Origin of the sequence: Rhizobium sp. R86522 (genome assembly GCF_042466255.1) — a bacterium.
Lineage (GTDB): Bacteria > Pseudomonadota > Alphaproteobacteria > Rhizobiales > Rhizobiaceae > Allorhizobium.
This window is the reverse complement of sequence record NZ_JAXHBX010000001.1, coordinates 2,302,502-2,319,668: the sequence shown is the minus strand read 5'-3', so window position 1 is coordinate 2,319,668 and position 17,167 is coordinate 2,302,502. Positions and strand designations below refer to the sequence as shown.

At 62.1% G+C, this 17,167-nt stretch carries 15 protein-coding genes; 4 read left to right on the top strand and 11 right to left on the bottom strand.

What is annotated here, in order from left to right; all coding sequences use genetic code 11:
* Positions 1-55: 55 nt before the first annotated feature.
* Together pepN and SJY08_RS11225 are read right to left on the bottom strand one after the other, a co-directional pair.
* A complete protein-coding gene (gene pepN / locus SJY08_RS11230) occupies positions 56-2,704 on the bottom strand; it encodes an aminopeptidase N (RefSeq protein WP_377275644.1) in 2,649 nt (882 codons plus the stop codon).
* Positions 2,705-2,952: 248 nt separating this feature from the next.
* The gene (locus SJY08_RS11225) at positions 2,953-4,062 is read right to left on the bottom strand and encodes a methyl-accepting chemotaxis protein (protein WP_377275642.1); all 1,110 of its coding nucleotides are present in this window, start codon (positions 4,060-4,062) and stop codon (positions 2,953-2,955) included.
* A gap of 300 nt (positions 4,063-4,362) precedes the next feature.
* Between SJY08_RS11225 and SJY08_RS11220 the strand changes: the two genes are divergently transcribed.
* A complete protein-coding gene (locus SJY08_RS11220) occupies positions 4,363-5,301 on the top strand; it encodes a DMT family transporter (RefSeq protein ID WP_377275640.1) in 939 nt (312 codons plus the stop codon).
* Between the two features lie 2 nt (positions 5,302-5,303).
* Here SJY08_RS11220 and SJY08_RS11215 read toward each other — a convergent pair whose 3' ends face one another.
* The gene (locus tag SJY08_RS11215; RefSeq protein ID WP_377275638.1) at positions 5,304-6,575 is read right to left on the bottom strand and encodes an MFS transporter; all 1,272 of its coding nucleotides are present in this window, start codon (positions 6,573-6,575) and stop codon (positions 5,304-5,306) included.
* 327 nt (positions 6,576-6,902) lie between these two features.
* On the opposite strand from SJY08_RS11215, the gene SJY08_RS11210 reads away from it, so the two are divergent.
* A complete protein-coding gene (locus SJY08_RS11210; RefSeq protein WP_377275636.1) occupies positions 6,903-7,799 on the top strand; it encodes a hypothetical protein in 897 nt (298 codons plus the stop codon).
* A gap of 76 nt (positions 7,800-7,875) precedes the next feature.
* Here SJY08_RS11210 and SJY08_RS11205 read toward each other — a convergent pair whose 3' ends face one another.
* The 4 genes from SJY08_RS11205 to SJY08_RS11190 all read right to left on the bottom strand — a co-directional run bounded on the left by SJY08_RS11205 (position 7,876) and on the right by SJY08_RS11190 (position 10,923).
* Positions 7,876-8,034 carry a hypothetical protein gene (locus SJY08_RS11205; RefSeq protein WP_153761840.1) on the bottom strand — a complete coding sequence of 53 codons (159 nt, stop codon included), beginning with the start codon at positions 8,032-8,034 and terminating at the stop codon, positions 7,876-7,878.
* 144 nt (positions 8,035-8,178) lie between these two features.
* A complete protein-coding gene (locus tag SJY08_RS11200) occupies positions 8,179-8,370 on the bottom strand; it encodes a hypothetical protein (RefSeq protein ID WP_377275633.1) in 192 nt (63 codons plus the stop codon).
* Between the two features lie 143 nt (positions 8,371-8,513).
* On the bottom strand, positions 8,514-9,407 hold the full coding sequence (locus tag SJY08_RS11195) for a uracil-DNA glycosylase family protein (protein ID WP_377275631.1): 894 nt from the start codon (positions 9,405-9,407) through the stop codon (positions 8,514-8,516).
* 223 nt (positions 9,408-9,630) lie between these two features.
* Complete coding sequence (locus tag SJY08_RS11190; RefSeq protein WP_054149629.1) at positions 9,631-10,923, bottom strand: Hsp70 family protein; 1,293 nt, start codon at positions 10,921-10,923, stop codon at positions 9,631-9,633.
* A 270-nt stretch (positions 10,924-11,193) separates the two neighbouring features.
* On the opposite strand from SJY08_RS11190, the gene SJY08_RS11185 reads away from it, so the two are divergent.
* Positions 11,194-11,382, top strand: coding sequence for a hypothetical protein (locus SJY08_RS11185; RefSeq protein WP_153763565.1), 189 nt, complete (start codon positions 11,194-11,196; stop codon positions 11,380-11,382).
* A gap of 17 nt (positions 11,383-11,399) precedes the next feature.
* On the opposite strand, the gene SJY08_RS11180 is transcribed toward SJY08_RS11185, so the two are convergent.
* The 4 genes from SJY08_RS11180 to SJY08_RS11165 all read right to left on the bottom strand — a co-directional run bounded on the left by SJY08_RS11180 (position 11,400) and on the right by SJY08_RS11165 (position 15,029).
* Entirely contained in the window at positions 11,400-11,627 is a 228-nt protein-coding gene (locus SJY08_RS11180) for a hypothetical protein (protein ID WP_054149628.1), read from the bottom strand.
* A gap of 118 nt (positions 11,628-11,745) precedes the next feature.
* Positions 11,746-12,531 (bottom strand): SDR family oxidoreductase, encoded by a 786-nt coding sequence (locus SJY08_RS11175; protein ID WP_377275628.1) that lies wholly within the window; start codon positions 12,529-12,531, stop codon positions 11,746-11,748.
* A 94-nt stretch (positions 12,532-12,625) separates the two neighbouring features.
* Positions 12,626-14,029 (bottom strand): FAD-binding oxidoreductase, encoded by a 1,404-nt coding sequence (locus SJY08_RS11170; protein WP_377275626.1) that lies wholly within the window; start codon positions 14,027-14,029, stop codon positions 12,626-12,628.
* Positions 14,030-14,117: 88 nt separating this feature from the next.
* Complete coding sequence (locus SJY08_RS11165) at positions 14,118-15,029, bottom strand: NAD(P)-dependent oxidoreductase (RefSeq protein WP_069041779.1); 912 nt, start codon at positions 15,027-15,029, stop codon at positions 14,118-14,120.
* A 331-nt stretch (positions 15,030-15,360) separates the two neighbouring features.
* On the opposite strand from SJY08_RS11165, the gene SJY08_RS11160 reads away from it, so the two are divergent.
* A complete protein-coding gene (locus tag SJY08_RS11160) occupies positions 15,361-17,025 on the top strand; it encodes an electron transfer flavoprotein-ubiquinone oxidoreductase (protein ID WP_377275623.1) in 1,665 nt (554 codons plus the stop codon).
* The last annotated feature ends 142 nt before the right edge of the window (positions 17,026-17,167 follow it).

Below are 17,167 nucleotides of genomic sequence, written 5' to 3'. Positions count from 1 at the left end.
CGAAAAACTGCGCCGGTTAGCGCGGCGCCTTTTTTCATCGGATCGGACGGGCGGCTCAGCCCTTCAGGATGCGGTCGACGATGTCGCGCACGTCGGTCGACAGCGTCGCCGAGGCTTCGATGGTCGCAAGCGCCGCGCGCGCCTTGTCGGCTCGGCCGGCTTCCAGCAGCCGCCAGGAACGCAGGGCGGTCAGGAGGCGTGCCGCAAGCTGCGGATTACGAGGATCGATCGCGAGGATCTGCTCGGCAAAGAAGGCATAGGCCGCACCGTCCGCACGGTTGAAGCCGGTCGCATTGCCGAAGGCGAAGGTGCCGACGAGAGAGCGCACGCGGTTCGGATTGGTCGGCTGGTAATGCGGGCTCGCCATCAAGGCCTTTACCCGGTCGAGGCTCGCCGCACCCGGGATCGTCGCCTGGATGGTGAACCACTTGTCGAGCACGAGCGCGTTCGACGCGAAGCGGGTCTCGAAAGCGGTGAGCGCCTGCTTCGTCTCTTCCGCATCGGGGAAGCGATGGGCGAGGATGGTGAGGGCCTGCGACAGGTCCGTCATGTTGTCGGCCTTAGCAAATGCCTCGGCGGCCAGCGCCGGGGTGTTTTCCGCCAGCGACAGGAAGGAAAGCGCAAGGTTCTTCAGCGCCCGCTTGCCTGCACCTGCGGCATCTGGCGAGAAGGGGCCGGCAGCCGAATGGGTGGCGTGCAGCTTGCGGAAGACATCGGCGCCTGCGGTGGCAATGGCGCTGAGCACGGCCTGGCGGCCGGCATGGATAGCATCCGGGTCGTTGTTGCCGCCCAGTTCACGGGCGATGTCGGCTTCGCTCGGAAGCGAGAGCGCCTGGGCGCGGAAGGCAGGCTCCAGCGCCTCGTCCGCTGCCACTGCAAGCAGGACGTCTACGAAAGCGGGGTCGGCCGCCACGGTACCACCGTCACGGGCGGTCTTCGCAGCATCGATCAGGGCCGGCAGAGCGAGGTCGGTGATCGCCTGCCAGCGGGCGAAGAGGTCGCTGTCGTGGCGGGCGATATGGCCGCGATCCTCAGCGCTCTGCGAGAAATGCAGGGTGACCGGAGCGGAGAAGCCGCGGTTCAGCGAGACAGCAGGGCGGCTGCCGATGCCGGAGAAGGTGAAGCTCTGGGCGCGCTCGGTCAGATGCAGCACATCGCCGGTGACGTCGCCGCCTGATATCGCAGAGGCCGAGGCTTCCGAGCCGTTTTCCGAGATCAGCGTAAAGCGGAGCGGAATATGCATCGGCTCCTTGGCGCTCTGGCCAGGAGTTGCCGGGATCATCTGCTCGAGCGACAGCGTGAGCGTCTTGGCACCGGCGTCATAAGACGAGGAAACGGTGATCTGCGGCGTACCGGCCTGATGATACCAGAGCGAGAACTGTGTGAGGTCGCGGCCGCTCGCATCTTCGAAGCATTTGACGAAGTCTTCGACGGTGGCGGCATCGCCGTCATGACGATCGAAGTAGAGGTCCATGCCCTTTTTGAAGTCGTCACGGCCGAGAATGGTCGCGATCATCCGGGTGACTTCGGAGCCCTTTTCGTAGACGGTCGTCGTGTAGAAGTTGTTGATCTCGCGATACTTGCTGGGCCGCACCGGATGAGCGAGCGGACCTGCATCTTCCGGGAACTGCTCCGAGCGCAGGTGGCGGACTTCGGCGATGCGCTTGACCGAACGCGAGCGCATGTCGGCGGAGAATTCGTGGTCGCGATAGACGGTGAGGCCTTCCTTCAGGCAGAGCTGGAACCAGTCGCGGCAGGTGATGCGGTTGCCGGTCCAGTTGTGGAAGTATTCATGCGCGATGATCGCCTCGATATTCGCGTAGTCCTGGTCGGTCGCGGTCTCGGGGTCGGCGAGCACGTACTTGTCGTTGAAGATGTTGAGGCCCTTGTTCTCCATGGCCCCCATGTTGAAGTCCGAGACGGCGACGATCATGAAAATATCCAGATCGTATTCGCGGCCGAAGACCTCTTCGTCCCACTTCATCGAACGCTTCAAGGCATCCATGGCATAGACCGCGCGCGGCTCCTTGCCGTGCTCGACATAGATCTTCAGGGCCACTTCGCGACCAGACATCGTGGTGAACGTGTCTTCGACAATGCCGAGATCGCCGGCAACCAGCGCAAACAGATAGGACGGCTTCGGATGCGGATCGAACCAGGCGGCGAAATGCTTGTCCGGGCCGAAGCCGGCGCCGCCGAGGAAGTTGCCGTTCGACAACAGCAGCGGATTGGCCGCCTTATCGGCGATGATATTGATCGTGTAGACGGCGAGCACATCCGGACGGTCGGGGAAATAGGTGATACGGCGGAAGCCCTCGGCCTCGCACTGGGTGCAGTAGATGCCGTTCGAGCGATAAAGGCCCATCAACTGGGTATTGGCCTCCGGATTGATCATCGTCACGACGGTGATCTCAAAGGGCGTGGATTCCGGCAGGTCGCGGATGGTGAGGCTCTCGGGCGTCGCCGTGTAGCGCGACGGGTCCATCTCGATCTGGTCGAAGAGCACGCTCGTCATGGTGAGGTCGTCACCGTCGAGCACCAGGGGGGCTGCCGCATCGACACCTTCGCGCCGATGGAAGATCAACCGGGCTTCCACCTTGGTTTCCGTCGGGTCCAGTTCGAAGGTCAGATCAACCCGTTCCAGAACGAAGTCGGTGGGGCGGTAGTCTGCCAGATGAACGATCCGGCCCGTGTCTGTGCGCATAATGTGTCCTGGTCGCTACGGGGTTGGCCACCAAGGCACGGCACGAGCGCTTGGGCTCGCGATCGCCTGGGGTCAAGTTGTCGCGATGATTGCAGCAATTTCTGAATGATTGTTAAAACACGAGTTATTTTTACGATGCTCTTGATCCTGGCGCCGGTTTTCTTGGATTTCACGGCCGAAATCGGGCTTCAAATCCAAGAATAGTCAGGAGAATATCTTCGGCAATACCGGCAGCCAGGTGGGCAGCATCACTTCAATCGCAACCGCTGACGCAAGAGGTCCTCACTGTCCATGGTCTGGATAATGACGCCGGACCAGCCGAGGCCGTCATAGTCCTCATAGCCGAGGGTCTTTGCGAAGGCGACGATGGCACCGCTCTGGTCGTAATAGCTGCCTTTGGCGAGTTGTTTGGGATTGTTGAGCGCGAAATGGGTGTAGATCCGCTCCGGACGCGATGAGGCGATCACCATGTTGTTGCCGTCGAGCAGCAGGACCTCGGTCTTTTCGGCGACCTGCGGCGCCAGGTTCGCCTCCTTCTCGACGATGGCCTGGCCCTGGGCCTTCCAGTCGAAATAGACGCCGAGCGTGCCGAGAAGTGCGCCATCGCTGCGGCCGCCTTCCCGGATCCCGGTGGCGTAGACGAGAACGTCGCGATTGTCGTGCACCAGGCTGCGCTTTGCGGTGTCGACGATATAGTCGTCACCGCTCTGGCAGGTGCGAGCTGCCCGAAACCAGGCTTCGTTGGAGAGATCCTGGTCCTTGAGGCTGCGATGATGCCGGCGATTGGCCGAGGCGATGACCTTGCCGGCGGCATCGGTCATGACGAGATCGAGATAGACCGTGTAGAACCGATTGATGACGCCGAGCCGCGCGGCTGCATGCTGGGCTCGCTCGGGCGAGGGCTGTTCGAGGGCTTCCCAGAGCGCGCTGTCGGTCGCCCACCAGCGCACGTCCGCTGTCCGCTCGAAGAGATTGCGGACGATGAACTGCACGAGCGTCTGGGCAAGGTCGATCAGTCTCACGCCTTCCATCTGGTCGACGAGATCATCCGCCATGGTCCGGCTTTGCCGGATACGTCCAAGCACGTTCTCCTGGAAGCGTTCTGCGGTTTCTCCGGCACCCTGCGCCAGACGCTGAACCTCGTTGGCGACGACGGCGAAACCTTTGCCGGCCTCACCGGCACGCGCCGCCTCGATCAGCGCATTGATGGCGAGAAGGCGGATCTGCCGCACGATTTGGGCGTTGTCGGCGCTGAATTGCTCGAGATCGGTGCCGATACTCTCGGTGACGAGGCGCATGGACCGGGGCGTGGCGCGGATCTCTGAAATGGAATTGGTCTGATATTCGGCCTGCGGCATGGCGCCAAACCCCGGTTTGAAAAAGCGAGCAGCAAAGACGGCAAAGTGCCGCAATAATATGACTTATTGACAGGAAAGATAATTTCCTCGTTTGAACGGTCGGTTAACGATGGATGGCCAAAAACCCGGTGTTTCCGGGCCATTTCTGGGTTCAACCTGCCGATATCTGCACTTGCACTGCACTTGCGCGGAGCGGACGGGCATGCATGCTAGACGGAAGCCCGAGTCCACGGCGTGGTCGTCGCCGGCTCAAAATCCCTATGCGATTGCGCATAGCCTGCCCGCAAGAATCTGATCGCCATGGCCTTCGCCGATCCCAATCCTCTCCGCGGCATCGTGCTGAAAGTCTGCTCGGTGACCGTCTTCGTCGCTATGCAGACCTGCATCAAACTCGCAGGCAGCGGTATTCCGCCGGGCCAGATCAGCTTTCACCGGTCGGCTTTCGCCATTGTGCCGATCCTCGTCTATCTCGCCTGTCGCGGCGAGTTGCGTCAGGCGTTCCAGACAGACAACCCGGTCGGCCATGTGAAGCGCGGTTTGCTCGGCGTTTGTGCGATGGGGGCAGGCTTCTATGGGCTCGTCCATCTGCCGCTGCCGGATGCGATCGCCATTGGCTATGCCATGCCGCTGATTGCCGTCGTCTTTGCAGCCATCTTCCTGAAGGAGACCGTCCGGCTTTATCGCTGGACGGCGGTCGTGATCGGGCTTGTCGGTGTCCTGATCATTTCCCTGCCGAAGCTGACGCTGTTCGGCGAAGAAGGGCTGGGCTCAGACGTGGCGGTCGGCGCTGTGGCCGTGCTGGTTTCAGCCGTCCTCGGGGCAGGGGCCATGCTGCAGGTTCGCCAGCTGGTCCGCGAGGAGAAGACCTCGACCATCGTCCTCTTCTTTTCGCTGACCGCAGCCCTTCTCTCGGCGATTACCTGGTTCTTCGGCTGGGCCGACCTGTCCTGGCAGGGGCTCGGGCTCCTTGCCCTTGCCGGCTTCTTCGGCGGGCTGGGTCAGATCTTCCTGACCGAAAGCTATCGCTTTGCCGATGTCTCGACGATCGCACCCTTCGAATACTGCTCGATCATCCTCGGCTCGATTGCCGCCTATATGCTGTTTTCGGAAGTCCCGACGATGACCACCCTGATCGGCGCGACCATCGTCGTTGCGGCCGGCATCTTCATCATCTACCGCGAACACCAGCTTGGCCTGGAACGGCGGGCCGCCCGCAAGGCATCCACCCCGCAAGGGTGAGCTTAGCGCCCGGACTCGATCCCGAGCTCCAGCTGCTCCTCCAGTTCAGGCTCGGGCAGCGGAGAGGCGTTGTCTGCGCCCTGCATCGGCAGGATCGTCGCCTGGAAATCGGTCTTATCTTCCGGAGTCACGTCATCAGGGCGTCTTGTGATGCGGTAGGCCGCGTAGCCGGCATAAAGCGCAAAGGCCGTTCCGAGGAAGCCGATAAGCGCGGTCGGCCCCAACCATTGCATCAGCGTGCCCGCCATGATCGGACCGGTGACTGTACCCATGCCGTAGAGGATCATGATGGCGCTCGACAGCGTCACATATTCATGCGGCTCGGCGAGGTCGTTGGCATGGGCGACGTTGAGCGAATAGACCGGATAGAGCACGGTGCCGACGAAGAAGCCGGCGATATAGAGCGCGGTTGGGTCATCCGCGCCGAAAGCGATCATCATCCCGCAGGCGCCGACGCCGAACAGTCCGGATGCAATCATCACGAAGCGCCGATCCATGCGGTCCGATATGCGTCCGATCGGCACCTGCGAGATAGCACCACCGGCCAGGAAGGCAGCCAGCAGCGTCGCCCCTTGCGCCGTGGTCATGCCGATCGTTTGGGAATAGACGCCGCCGAGACTGCCCCAGGTTCCCGACAGCGCCCCGGAAAGCAGCGAGCCGAAGAATGCAATCGGCGACCGGCGATAGAGCCGCTTCAAATCGAAGCGCGCCTCGGCAATCGGGCTTGGCGACTTGGCCGTCGACAGGGCGACAGGAAAGAGTGCCAGCGAGAAGATCAGCGCGCAGATGATGAAAAGGTTCGGCCCGTTCACATCGCCGAGAGGTACGATGTATTGGCCGCCGATCGAGCCCACGAGGCAGGTCACCATGTAGACGGAAAACAAGGCGCCGCGATTGTCGTTCGTCACCCGCTCATTGAGCCAGCTTTCGATCAGGAGATAGGCGCCAGCAATTGCAAAGCCGGAAAGACCGCGGAAGATCATCCAGGCCCACCATTCGACAACGAGCGCGCAAAGCAGGATGGAGACGGTCAGGAGCGTGATCAGAGCGCCGAAGACCCGCACATGCCCGACGCGGCGCACGAAGATCGGCGTGACGATGCACGACATCGTAAAGCCGAAGGTATAGCCGGTGGCGATGACGGAGATGATGAAGGTCGACCATCCCTCGTTGAGCGAGCGGATCGGCAGCATGTAGCCCATCAGTCCGAAGCCCGCCATCATCAGCAGCGTCGACAGCATCAGGGTGGCGATGGAGGCGAGACTGGACAGCATTTGGCCTCCGTGGGGCGCAATTGGGAACGAGAATAGTGCCAGTAGAGCCGGGCAAGTGAAATGTCGAATACGACGCAAGTCGGCGCAATCGTGAACGCCATATCATTCTTCCCTCGCGCTTTGGCAATAAGGGATTGAAACGTCGTCAGGAATTCGTTTACCTTCACACTAACAGCGTCAGAGAGGCGTCGGACCCAGTGTCCACGTCCGCCAAAGGGATCGAATGGGGACGACCGCGGCGAACAGAGGAATGGACCGGCACGCATTGCGATGCCTGACTGCGTCGATCTCCTTTGCAGCCTGGAAGTACGGATCGCGGAGGCCGTCATGACGCTCTCCTCCAGCGATATTGTCGGTCATCCTCAATTCGCCACCGCATTGGGTGCCTATGCCGGCAAGTTGCGCGGCCAGTTCGACCAGAGCCCTCGGCTTTCACGCATGCTGGCATCGCACCAGCGCTGGCTGCTCAGCCAGGCGGCTTTTGCGCTGCAGCTTGAATATGATCCAACACAGCCGGGAAGCGGACTGACGACGACCAATCTCCGCGAAATCATCACCTCGAACAATTCTGCGAGCCGCAATACGGTCCTGAATTTCCTCGACCAGTTGTTGAGCTACAAGTTCGTCCGCATCGTCGGCGATCCGAACCGTCGGCCGAAGCGCTACGAGGCGACGGAATTGCCGACCCGCGCGATGTATCAATGGCTCGTGACAAATCTGGAGCTCCTCGATTGCCTCGATGGCGGCGACCGGGCCGAGACCCTTGCGGCCGAGCCGGATCTCTTCCGTCTCATCCAGCCGCAGATCGCCCGCCATGCCTGTCTCAATCCGAGTTGGCTGGAGCCTCCGCCGCGCGTGGCGCTCTTCCTGTGGACCGAGGCGGGTGGTCTCGTCATGGATGAACTGGTTCGCCGGGCGATGGAGCATTCACCGGGTAGCGACGGGTACGATATCGGTCGGATCGATGCCCGTGTCATGGCCGAGCACTTCATGATCTCCCGCACGCATCTGCAGCGGCTTTTCCGCCGCGCGGTGGAGACGGGCTGCCTCCATTGGCCCGATGGCGATCGTAACCACTGCATCCTCAACCGCGACTTCCTCGAGGAGTATTGTGGCTGGCAGGCGATCAAGTTCTCGATTGTTGACTTTGCCTATGAGCGGATCTGCGGGCCTGTTCGCCTGGGAAAGCCTGATCCCCGCCTCGGGGCGGTCGGCGGCTTGTAAACACGGTTCCAATCTGTAGACGCGAAAAGGCCCGCGCAAGGCGGGCCCGACGAAACCGCCTATCGTGCAGGCCGGATCAGAAGCCGAGCGGCTGCAAGGCACGCTCGACGCCACGATCCTGGGCCTGCTGGCGCTTGCGGGCGGCGGTGGACAATTCTTCCGAAGCGCTGACGGCATGGCCGATGTGATGCATGGCCTGGCGCAGGCTGCGGACGGGGTGGAACGAGATGTTCATGGTCATATCCTCTGCTCTAAATGCATATCGATGTTTGTAGGTATATCTGTTCATGGATGAACCGATGCCGCAATGCACAATGCAGAAGCCCTGATATGCGTTCCTAGCAAGTCGCCGGTTTTTGGCCGGTGAGGTCGTCGAACGTCAGGTGCGGAATTCGGAAAAGACACTGGCGGGGCGCGCTATGCGACCGGCATGGCCGGTGAAGCGCGCGCTCAGCTGTTCTGAGGAAACTGCGGCGCTGCTTCGGTTGTAGGGGCTTGCGCTGCGGCCGTGTTCGCTGGCGAGACGCAAGGTCTCGAACTTGCAGTGAATGGGGCGGGTGCGAAGGCTCACGATGGTCTTCCTTTAAAAGTGTCCCTCCCACTTTCAGACCTATATATCGCAGTGCAGCATAGATTCGGCAACGAACAAGGCTGCGATCCTGCCCTGCATCAAACGCATGGCTGTCTTCATAATTTGTTCATGCTGATGATAATTTAGCCGTTTTGGACAGGATTCACGCGTTCGGAGAAGGCGAGCAGATCCATCCAGGCAAGTGCCTTGCTGGCTGGGGCGGCGAGCAACTCCTGCGGATGCAGCGTCGCCATGGCCTGGACGTTATGGCCGCCGGCGCCGATATCACGCCACTTGCCACGCAGAGCGTGGATCGTCCCGGTTTCGCCGAAGAAGAAGCGGGCGGCATAATTGCCGAGCACAAGGACCAGGCGAGGTTCAGCAAGCGCGATCTGGCGTTCGATGAAGGGTCGGCAAATGGCAGTTTCCGGGCCGGAGGGCATACGGTCGCCAGGCGGCCGCCAGGGGATGATGGTGGTGATGGTGGCGCTTTCGCGGCTCTGGCCGATGGCCGAAAGCATGCGGTCGAGGAGAAGGCCTGCGCGCCCTGAAAAGGCCTGACCCTCGCGGTCGTCATCCGCGTTCGGCATGGGGCCGATCACCATGATGCCGGCCGTGCCGGTACCTTCGGCCGTGATGGTCGACCGTGCCGAGGTTTTCAGATTGCAGCTGGTGAAGGCTTCGATGGCAGTTTTCAATTCGGCAAGCGAACGTGCGCTTTCGGCCGCAAAGCGCGCCTCGGCAATGGCATTCTCATCCGGGATCGCCGGCAGCGCAGAGCCTTGGGCGGGTTGCGCCCGCGCCGGCTGGCGTTCTGAGGGGGGAGCTACGCCGCGTCCCGGCAGGCTGCGCGCCGGGGCGTTGGTGGCTTGTGTATCCGCTGCAGGGCGTGCCACCTGCCGCGCCGCCTTTTCGGCTGCAAAAGCCGCGATGCGGTCGATCGGATCGTCTTCCACCAGCCACTCAACACCGGCCTCTGCATGAAATGCGAGAAGCGCGGCGAGCTCTGCGGAGGACATGTCGCGGGCCTGGATCATGAGGCTGTTCTAGTGCCTTTGGCCGACGGAAGGCAAATGGAAAGCGTAGGACAAACTTTGGCGACCAGCCCTCGTCCTGAGGCGGGACCGTATGCGACCCTTGAAGGACGAGGGCGGGTGGTTTTCTGTATGGCTTTGATCCTTCGAGGCCTGCTTCGCAGGCATCCTCAGGATGAGGGGAGCCCCCCGGCATGCGCTGGCCGTGGGAGTTAGTCGGCCCGGTTCACGCCACCCACTGTTCGATATCGTCCCGCTCGCCGATCAAGGCCAAGCCATGGGCAATCGACACCAGTTCGCCGCCGGTTTCGATGCGGCTTGCGTCGAAGCGGCGGTGGAAGATGTCACGCACTGCGGGCACGAAGGATGTGCCGCCGGTGAGGAATATCTTGTCGATCGTGCCGGCCTCGGTGTTGCTCTTGGCCAACACCTCGTCGAGCGCCTCTTCCATGCGGACGAGGTCGTCGGCAATCCAGCTTTCGAAATCGCGGCGGGTCACGCGCTTCTCGCCGGCCTTGCCGAGCGGCGCGAAGCGGAAATCGGCTTCCTCCGCCGAAGACAGGGCCATCTTTGTGGCCGAGACCGCCTGATAGAGCGGGTAACCTTCGTCGTGATCGATCAGATCGATGAACAGTTCGAGCTTCTCCGGCTCTTCCGCCTGGCGCACCAGCGACTTGAGGTCGGTGAATTCCTTCAAGGTCTTGAAGACCGAAAGCTGGTTCCAGCGCGAAAAGGCGAGATAGTAGTTGCTTGGGACGTCGAGCAGCTTGCCGAAGCTCTTGAACTGGCTGCCCTTGCCGATTTCCGGCGCCACCAGCTGGTCGATGATGCGCGCATCGAACTGGTCGCCGGCAATGCCGACACCGGACTGGCCGATCGGTGTGGCGCTGAGCTTGCCGGCTTCGGTCGAGAAGCGGATCAGCGAGAAGTCGGTCGTACCGCCCCCGAAGTCGGCGACGAGAACCGTCGCGTCACGCTTGAGCGTGCGGGCAAAGTAGAAGGCGGCGGCCACCGGCTCATAGACATAGTGGATCTCGGGAAAACCGAGCCGCGTCAGCGCTTCGTTGTAGCGGGTGACGGCAAGCGCCGGATCGGGACTGGCGCCGGCGAAATGGACAGGACGACCGGCGACGAGACGCTTGGCCTCGCCCGGCCAGCCATCGCCCGCATAGGCCTGCAGGCGCTTCAGGAACACCTCCATCAGGTCTTCGAACTGGAAGCGCCTTGCATGCACCAGCGTCCCCTGGAAGAGGGCGGAAGCAGCAAAGGTCTTGATCGACTGCAGGAAACGACAGTCGCCGGGATTGTCGATGAAGGCACGGATTGCGGCCTGGCCCGCCTCGACCTTCAGCGCGCCGGCGCCGAGTTGTCGATCCTTGAGGAAGGAGAGCGCGGTGCGCATGCTGTCGGATGTGCCGGCCGGCGAGGTGTAGGCGACCGAATGTGTCGCGTCGCTGCTTTCCGCGACGGCGATCACGGTATTGGTCGTGCCGAAATCGAGCCCAAGCGCTTCAGCCATGGCCATCGCTCCCTTTATCTATGCCTGATTGTCTGTGAGACCCGGCGAGCCGGTCGTGCTCGGCGATGCCGAGACATGAAAGAGGGCGCCTGATGCCACAGGGGGCCGGCGAGGGCAAGCGACCTTTTTGTGACGGCTGCAATCGGAGCGCAGGTGGGCGCGCAGACACGAACTATTGCATCGACGGTCCCTGCGAAGCGGGCGCCTCTAGCCGTGGTTGGCGCCTGGGTCTATGGTCGGCTTCACCCTGGAGATCGACAGATGTCACCCATGCGCATCGCCCTGCATTGCTTTGCTGCTCTCGCAATTCTGATCGGCTTCGTGTGGATCGGGCAGGGCTCGGGTCACTTTCCCTATCCGGCGTCGAGCTTCATGATCGATCAGAGCCCCTGGATCATGTATGGTATTCTCTTGGCGATTGCGGGTGTGGCTGGACTTGCCTGGCTGAGGCGGCGTTGAGGCGAGACCGGTCGTGCTCAGACTTCATGATAGAGACGGGCAGCGTACTGCGCCATCTCTGGCGCTTCTTGCTCTTCGTTGAAGCCCTCAAGCTTTGTCAGGAAGTGATCGATGATCCGGCCATAGCTGGCGTTGCGAGAGCGCGGGACACGCGCGCGCTCTTCGACGGTCGGTTCGGGTTCGGTCACGAGTGCTGCCGGGTCAAGTGCCAGCAGCATCCGGTCTTCATGTCCGGCATCGGTCATCACGGGAACTCTCATCTCCCAGGTTTCTCACGTTTGAGTAAACCCAAGAGCTTTCCAAGCCGTTCAGTCGATCGCTCTCATTTTAGCTAATGCGAATTTGACGCCGATGGCGGGCCGCTCAGATCGATTTCGCCGCCCCGCCGTCTACGCGCAGCATGGTGCCGGTGATGTAGCTTGCTGGACTAGAGCAGAGGAACGCCGCAGCGGCCGCGAACTCCTCGACACGGCCGAGCCGCTGGGCGGGGATCGACTTGACCGATGCCGCGCGCACTTCGTCCAATGACGTGCCCTGTTTCTTGGCGTTTGCGCCATCGAGCTCGTCGATGCGGTCCGTGTGAATGCGGCCGGGCAGGATCATGTTGGCCGTCACACCGTAAGAGGCGAGTTCCGCCGACAGCGTCTTGTTCCAGCCGACGAGCGCACCGCGCAGCGTGTTGGAGAGGGCGAGGTTCGGGATCGGCTCGAAGACGCCGGAGGAGGCAACCGTGAGGATGCGGCCGAAGCCTTGCGTCTTCATCAAGGGCGCCAGCGCATTGGTGAGCGTGATGACGCGGACCACCATGGACTGGAAAAAGTTGTAGAGCTTCTCGGCATCCATGTCCTCGACGGTGCCGGGCGTCGGGCCGCCGGTATTGTTGACGAGGATGTCGATGCCGCCGAGCGTGTGATGCACGGCCGAAAGCATCTGGTCGACGAAATGCGCGTCGGCGAGGTCGGCGACCACATAGTCCGCCTTGCCCCCAGATGCCCTGATGGCCTCGACATTGGCCTTGAGCTTGTCTTCCGTGCGTCCGCAGATGAGGACATGGCACCCCTCCGCCGCAAGCGCCTTTGCGATGCCGAGACCAAGACCGCGCGATGCGGCCAGCACGAGGGCACGTTTGCCGGAAATGCCGAGATCCATGGGTGTATCCTTCCCTGTGATGCGATATGCTTTGCGGCAGTCTATCGGTGCCGGACCGCGATCGAAACCCCTGCGATCTGCGGATCAACCGGTTTCAGAACGGCACCTTGCCCGAATTGAACAGGTTGTGCGGGTCGAGCACGGACTTGATCTGGCGCGCAAGCGCCTGTTTCACCGGATCGACTTGGGCGAGATAGCCGGCACGCTTTTCGAGGCCAACACCGTGTTCTGCGGAGAAGCTGCCGCCCGAGGCACGGATGCCATCATAGACCGCCGCCTCGACGGCCGCCTTCAGCTCAGAGGGCAGGGGCCCGGCAGCCGCGATTGCGATATGCAGGTTGCCGTCGGCGATATGCCCGTAGACATAGGCCTCCAAGCCATCGCCGATCGCGTCAAGACGATTAGTCAGTCCGGCGACATAGTCGTCCAGGGCGGAGGGCGGCATCGAGACGTCGAAGGACGGGGCATTGGGAAATGCGGCGAAGTAGAAGCCGGAATCCTCACGCATTTCCCAGAAGCGGTGTGCCTGATCGGAGGACTGGGCGATGATCCCGCCCTGAAGCTCGGCCTCCTCCCAGATCTCGGCGAGTTCTGCCTCGAGAAGCGCTGTTGCGGCCTCTGGCGTCTCGCCGGAGACTTCCAGCAGCAGCACCGGCGTATTGTTCTCCAGCCAGGACAGGTCGAAGCGCTTCAGCGCGGCGTGATCGCGCACATAACGCGGCCACATCATCTCGGCGGCTTCCAACTGGAGCGCCGGATGGCGCCGCAGCCGCGCGGCAACCCGCAACCCGCGGCTCGCATCGGGTACGCCGAGGAGCGCCACGGCACGATGCGGGCGGATTGTCTCGACTTTCAGCACGAGCCGCGTGACGAAACCGAAGGCACCCTCGCTGCCGATCAGCAACTGCTTCAGATCCGGCCCCGCCGAGACCTTCACCACCCGCGTCAGGTCCGAGAAGATCTCGCCCGAGGGAAGAACGGCTTCAAGGCCCAGGACTTGATGGCGCATCACGCCGTTGCGGAAGGCGAGGATGCCGCCGGCATTGGTGGCAGCCATTCCTCCGATCGTCGCCGATCCACGCGAGCCGAGGTCGATGCCTGTGGTTAGCCCATGCGGGTCCAGTGCCGTCTGCAGGGCCTCTAAGGTGACGCCTGCCTCCACTTCGACCGTTTCCTCGTCCGCATGAATTGCCAGCACCCGGTTAAGCCGGGCGCTGGACAGAATGATGTCACCCGCATGGGAAACGCTGCCGCCGACGAGCCCGCTGACCCCACCTTGCGGCACGATGGCAACGCGGTTTGCCCTGCACCAGGATACCAGCGCCGCGACCGCCTCCGTCGATGCCGGCTGCGCCATCACGCCGGCATTCAGGTTCGCTTGGTCTTCTCCGGGATGGCGACCAGCAAGCGCCTCGGGACCGAGGATCCGGAGGTCCGGATGCAGGCCGTCAAGTGCCGAGGTGAGGTCGAGGGGCGAGAAGGTCGAATGCGAAGACATGGGGCAACCTGAACTGTTCGCGGCTTCTTCGCCTGAAAATCCGGTCGCCGCAAGGCGCCGAGCCACCAATCAAGACCTCTCCAACCGCTCAAAGCTCCGCTGGAAATCCGGGTGCCCGCAGATCGGTGCCGGTTGCATCTTCGAGAAGTTTCACGACCTGCGACGACCATGCGTCGCCGCCATAGGTCGAGCGGGCTCGAATGAAGGTCTGCAGTGCATGGGAGGCAAGGTCGAGGGGCACGCCGAAGTCGCGGCCGAAGCCGAGCGCGAAGCCGAGATCCTTGACGGCGAGATCCATGGTGAAGTTGATGTTGTAGCTGCCATTGAGGATCACCTGACCCTCGGTCTCATGCACGAAACTGTTGCCCGAGGAGGCCTTGATGATGTTGAAGGCATCCGTCAGGTCGATGCCCCCCTTCTTCGCCAGCATCAGTGCCTCGCCGGTTGCGATCAGGTGGATGAAGGCGAGCATGTTGGTGATGACCTTGATCACGGCAGCCTTGCCGAGCGGGCCTGCTCGAAAAATCTGCTTTCCCATCGCCTGGAAGGCCGGCCGGTGCAGATCGTAGAGGTCGGCATCTCCGCCGATGATGACGGTGATTTCGCCTGAGGCTGCCAGATGCACGCCGCCGGTAACGGGCGCTTCAAGCATGCGCACGCCAGCATCGGCCGCGATCTTGCCGAGACGCAGGACTTCCTGTTCGTCGAGCGTGCTCATTTCGATCCAGGTGGCACCCGGCTTCAGGCCTTTCAGAATGCCGCGCTCGCCGGTCAGAACGCGTTCGCTGACCTTGGGCGAGGGCAGACACGTGATCACGGCATCTGCGACTTCAGCCACAGCTTGAGGGTTTGCGGCAAACTTGGCGCCGGCAGCCACCAGCTCCTTGGCATTGTCGGGATCGAGATCATTGACCACGACGGTGAAGCCAGCCCGGACCAGGCTGCCGGCGAGATGGCGGCCAAGATGGCCGAGCCCGATGAAACCATATGTGAATGCCATGTTGTCTGCCCCCTGCTGGCGTTTTGTCGCCAGACTGAGACAAAGCGGGGAAGGTTTCAAAGACAGATTTTGGCCTGCGACAGGATTTGACGCAGGCGGAACACGGCGCCGCACTTTTCGTTGGGAAAGCGAGAAGAAAGGTCCGGCGAGCGGTGACTACAGCCAACGCAGCGAAATCGTCGCATTGACCCTTACGTTCACGTAAGATATTCTCGCGCTTCACACCGCACTGCCGGAATTTGCGCCTTGGCGCGTCGCGCTTCGGCTCGACAATTGGGTTCGGTTTTGTCAAGGAGGAAGGCGGATGGGACCGCCTGATGAGGAAATGACGATGAGCACGGATATGGAACTGCCAGAACGCGAAAGCATGGAATTCGACGTCGTGATCGTGGGCGCAGGTCCCGCAGGTCTGTCGGCAGCGATCCGTCTGAAACAGGTCAATCCGGATCTGACCGTCGTCGTGCTCGAAAAGGGTGCGGAAGTCGGCGCGCATATTCTCTCCGGTGCCGTGGTGGATCCCATCGGCATCGACCGGCTGATCCCCGGCTGGCGCGAGGAAGCCGACCATCCGTTCAAGACGGAAGTCACCGATGACCAGTTCCTCTTCCTCGGTCCGGCCGGCTCAATTCGCCTTCCCAACATGCTGATGCCGCCGCTGATGAACAATCACGGCAACTATATTGTCTCGCTCGGCAATGTCTGTCGCTGGCTCGGCACCCATGCCGAAGCGCTCGGCGTCGAGATCTATCCGGGCTTTGCCGCCTCCGAAGTGCTCTACAACGACGAGGGCGCCGTGATCGGTGTCGCGACCGGCGACATGGGCATCGAGAAGAACGGCGAGCCGGGCCCGGCCTATACCCGCGGCATGGAACTGCTCGGCAAATATGTGCTGATCTCGGAAGGCGTGCGTGGCTCGCTCGCCAAGCAGCTGATCGCCAAATTCGATCTGTCGCGCGACAGCGATGTGCAGAAATTCGGTATCGGCCTGAAGGAACTCTGGCAGGTCAAGCCCGAGCATCACAAACCGGGCCTCGTGCAGCACTCCTTCGGCTGGCCGCTTGGCATGAAGACCGGTGGCGGCTCCTTCCTCTATCACCTCGAAGACAACATGGTCGCCGTCGGCTTCGTCGTGCACCTCAACTACAAGAACCCCTATCTGGCGCCCTTCGAGGAGTTCCAGCGCTTCAAGACCCATCCGGCGATTGCCAAGACCTTCGAGGGGGGCAAGCGGCTCTCCTACGGCGCCCGCGCCATCACCGAAGGCGGCTACCAGTCGGTGCCGAAGCTCTCCTTCCCGGGCGGCGCGCTGATCGGCTGTTCCGCCGGTCTCGTCAATGTGCCGCGCATCAAGGGCAGCCATAACGCCGTGCTCTCCGGCATGCTGGCAGCAGAAAAGATTGCAGACGCGATCGCCGCTGGCCGCGCAAATGACGAACCGATCGAGATCGAGAACGAATGGCGTTCGACCGATATCGGCAAGGACTTAAAGCGCGTGCGCAACGTCAAGCCGCTCTGGTCGAAGCTTGGAACGGCGCTGGGCGTCGGCCTTGGCGGCATCGACATGTGGATGAACCAGCTCCTCGGCTTCTCCTTCTTCGGCACGCTGAAGCATGGCAAGACCGATGCACAATCCCTGGAGCCGGCAGCGAGCCACAAGCCGATCGCCTATCCGAAGCCGGATGGTGTGTTGACCTTCGACCGCCTCTCCTCGGTCTTCCTCTCCAACACCAACCACGAGGAAGACCAGCCGGTCCACCTCAAGGTCAAGGACATGGATCTGCAGAAGCGATCCGAACTCGACGTCTATGCCGGTCCGTCGACCCGCTACTGTCCGGCGGGCGTCTATGAATGGGTGGAGAAGGAGGGCGAGCAGACCTTCGTGATCAACGCCCAGAACTGCGTTCACTGCAAGACCTGCGATATCAAGGACCCGAACCAGAATATCAACTGGGTGCCGCCACAAGGCGGCGAAGGGCCGGTCTATCCGAACATGTAAATGTTCGAGAGGCAGGCCCGCACGGACCGCCGCTGGCAAATTGGCGGCGAAGGGCCGGTCTATCCGAACATGTAATGTCTATTCAAAGGGCGGTCGAGAGGCCGCCCTTTTTGCATTGCAGTGCGGTGTCGCCACCAGCCAC

Excerpts from the sequence above, each read along its gene's own strand:
- pepN (WP_377275644.1), bottom strand. The coding sequence starts at position 2,704 with ATGCGCACAGACACGGGCCGGATCGTTCATCTGGCAGACTACCGCCCC.
- SJY08_RS11225 (WP_377275642.1), bottom strand. The coding sequence starts at position 4,062 with ATGCCGCAGGCCGAATATCAGACCAATTCCATTTCAGAGATCCGCGCC.
- SJY08_RS11220 (WP_377275640.1), top strand. The coding sequence starts at position 4,363 with ATGGCCTTCGCCGATCCCAATCCTCTCCGCGGCATCGTGCTGAAAGTC.
- SJY08_RS11215 (WP_377275638.1), bottom strand. The coding sequence starts at position 6,575 with ATGCTGTCCAGTCTCGCCTCCATCGCCACCCTGATGCTGTCGACGCTG.
- SJY08_RS11210 (WP_377275636.1), top strand. The coding sequence starts at position 6,903 with ATGACGCTCTCCTCCAGCGATATTGTCGGTCATCCTCAATTCGCCACC.
- SJY08_RS11205 (WP_153761840.1), bottom strand. The coding sequence starts at position 8,034 with ATGAACATCTCGTTCCACCCCGTCCGCAGCCTGCGCCAGGCCATGCAT.
- SJY08_RS11195 (WP_377275631.1), bottom strand. The coding sequence starts at position 9,407 with ATGATCCAGGCCCGCGACATGTCCTCCGCAGAGCTCGCCGCGCTTCTC.
- SJY08_RS11190 (WP_054149629.1), bottom strand. The coding sequence starts at position 10,923 with ATGGCTGAAGCGCTTGGGCTCGATTTCGGCACGACCAATACCGTGATC.
- SJY08_RS11185 (WP_153763565.1), top strand. The coding sequence starts at position 11,194 with ATGCGCATCGCCCTGCATTGCTTTGCTGCTCTCGCAATTCTGATCGGC.
- SJY08_RS11180 (WP_054149628.1), bottom strand. The coding sequence starts at position 11,627 with ATGACCGATGCCGGACATGAAGACCGGATGCTGCTGGCACTTGACCCG.
- SJY08_RS11175 (WP_377275628.1), bottom strand. The coding sequence starts at position 12,531 with ATGGATCTCGGCATTTCCGGCAAACGTGCCCTCGTGCTGGCCGCATCG.
- SJY08_RS11170 (WP_377275626.1), bottom strand. The coding sequence starts at position 14,029 with ATGTCTTCGCATTCGACCTTCTCGCCCCTCGACCTCACCTCGGCACTT.
- SJY08_RS11165 (WP_069041779.1), bottom strand. The coding sequence starts at position 15,029 with ATGGCATTCACATATGGTTTCATCGGGCTCGGCCATCTTGGCCGCCAT.
- SJY08_RS11160 (WP_377275623.1), top strand. The coding sequence starts at position 15,361 with ATGAGCACGGATATGGAACTGCCAGAACGCGAAAGCATGGAATTCGAC.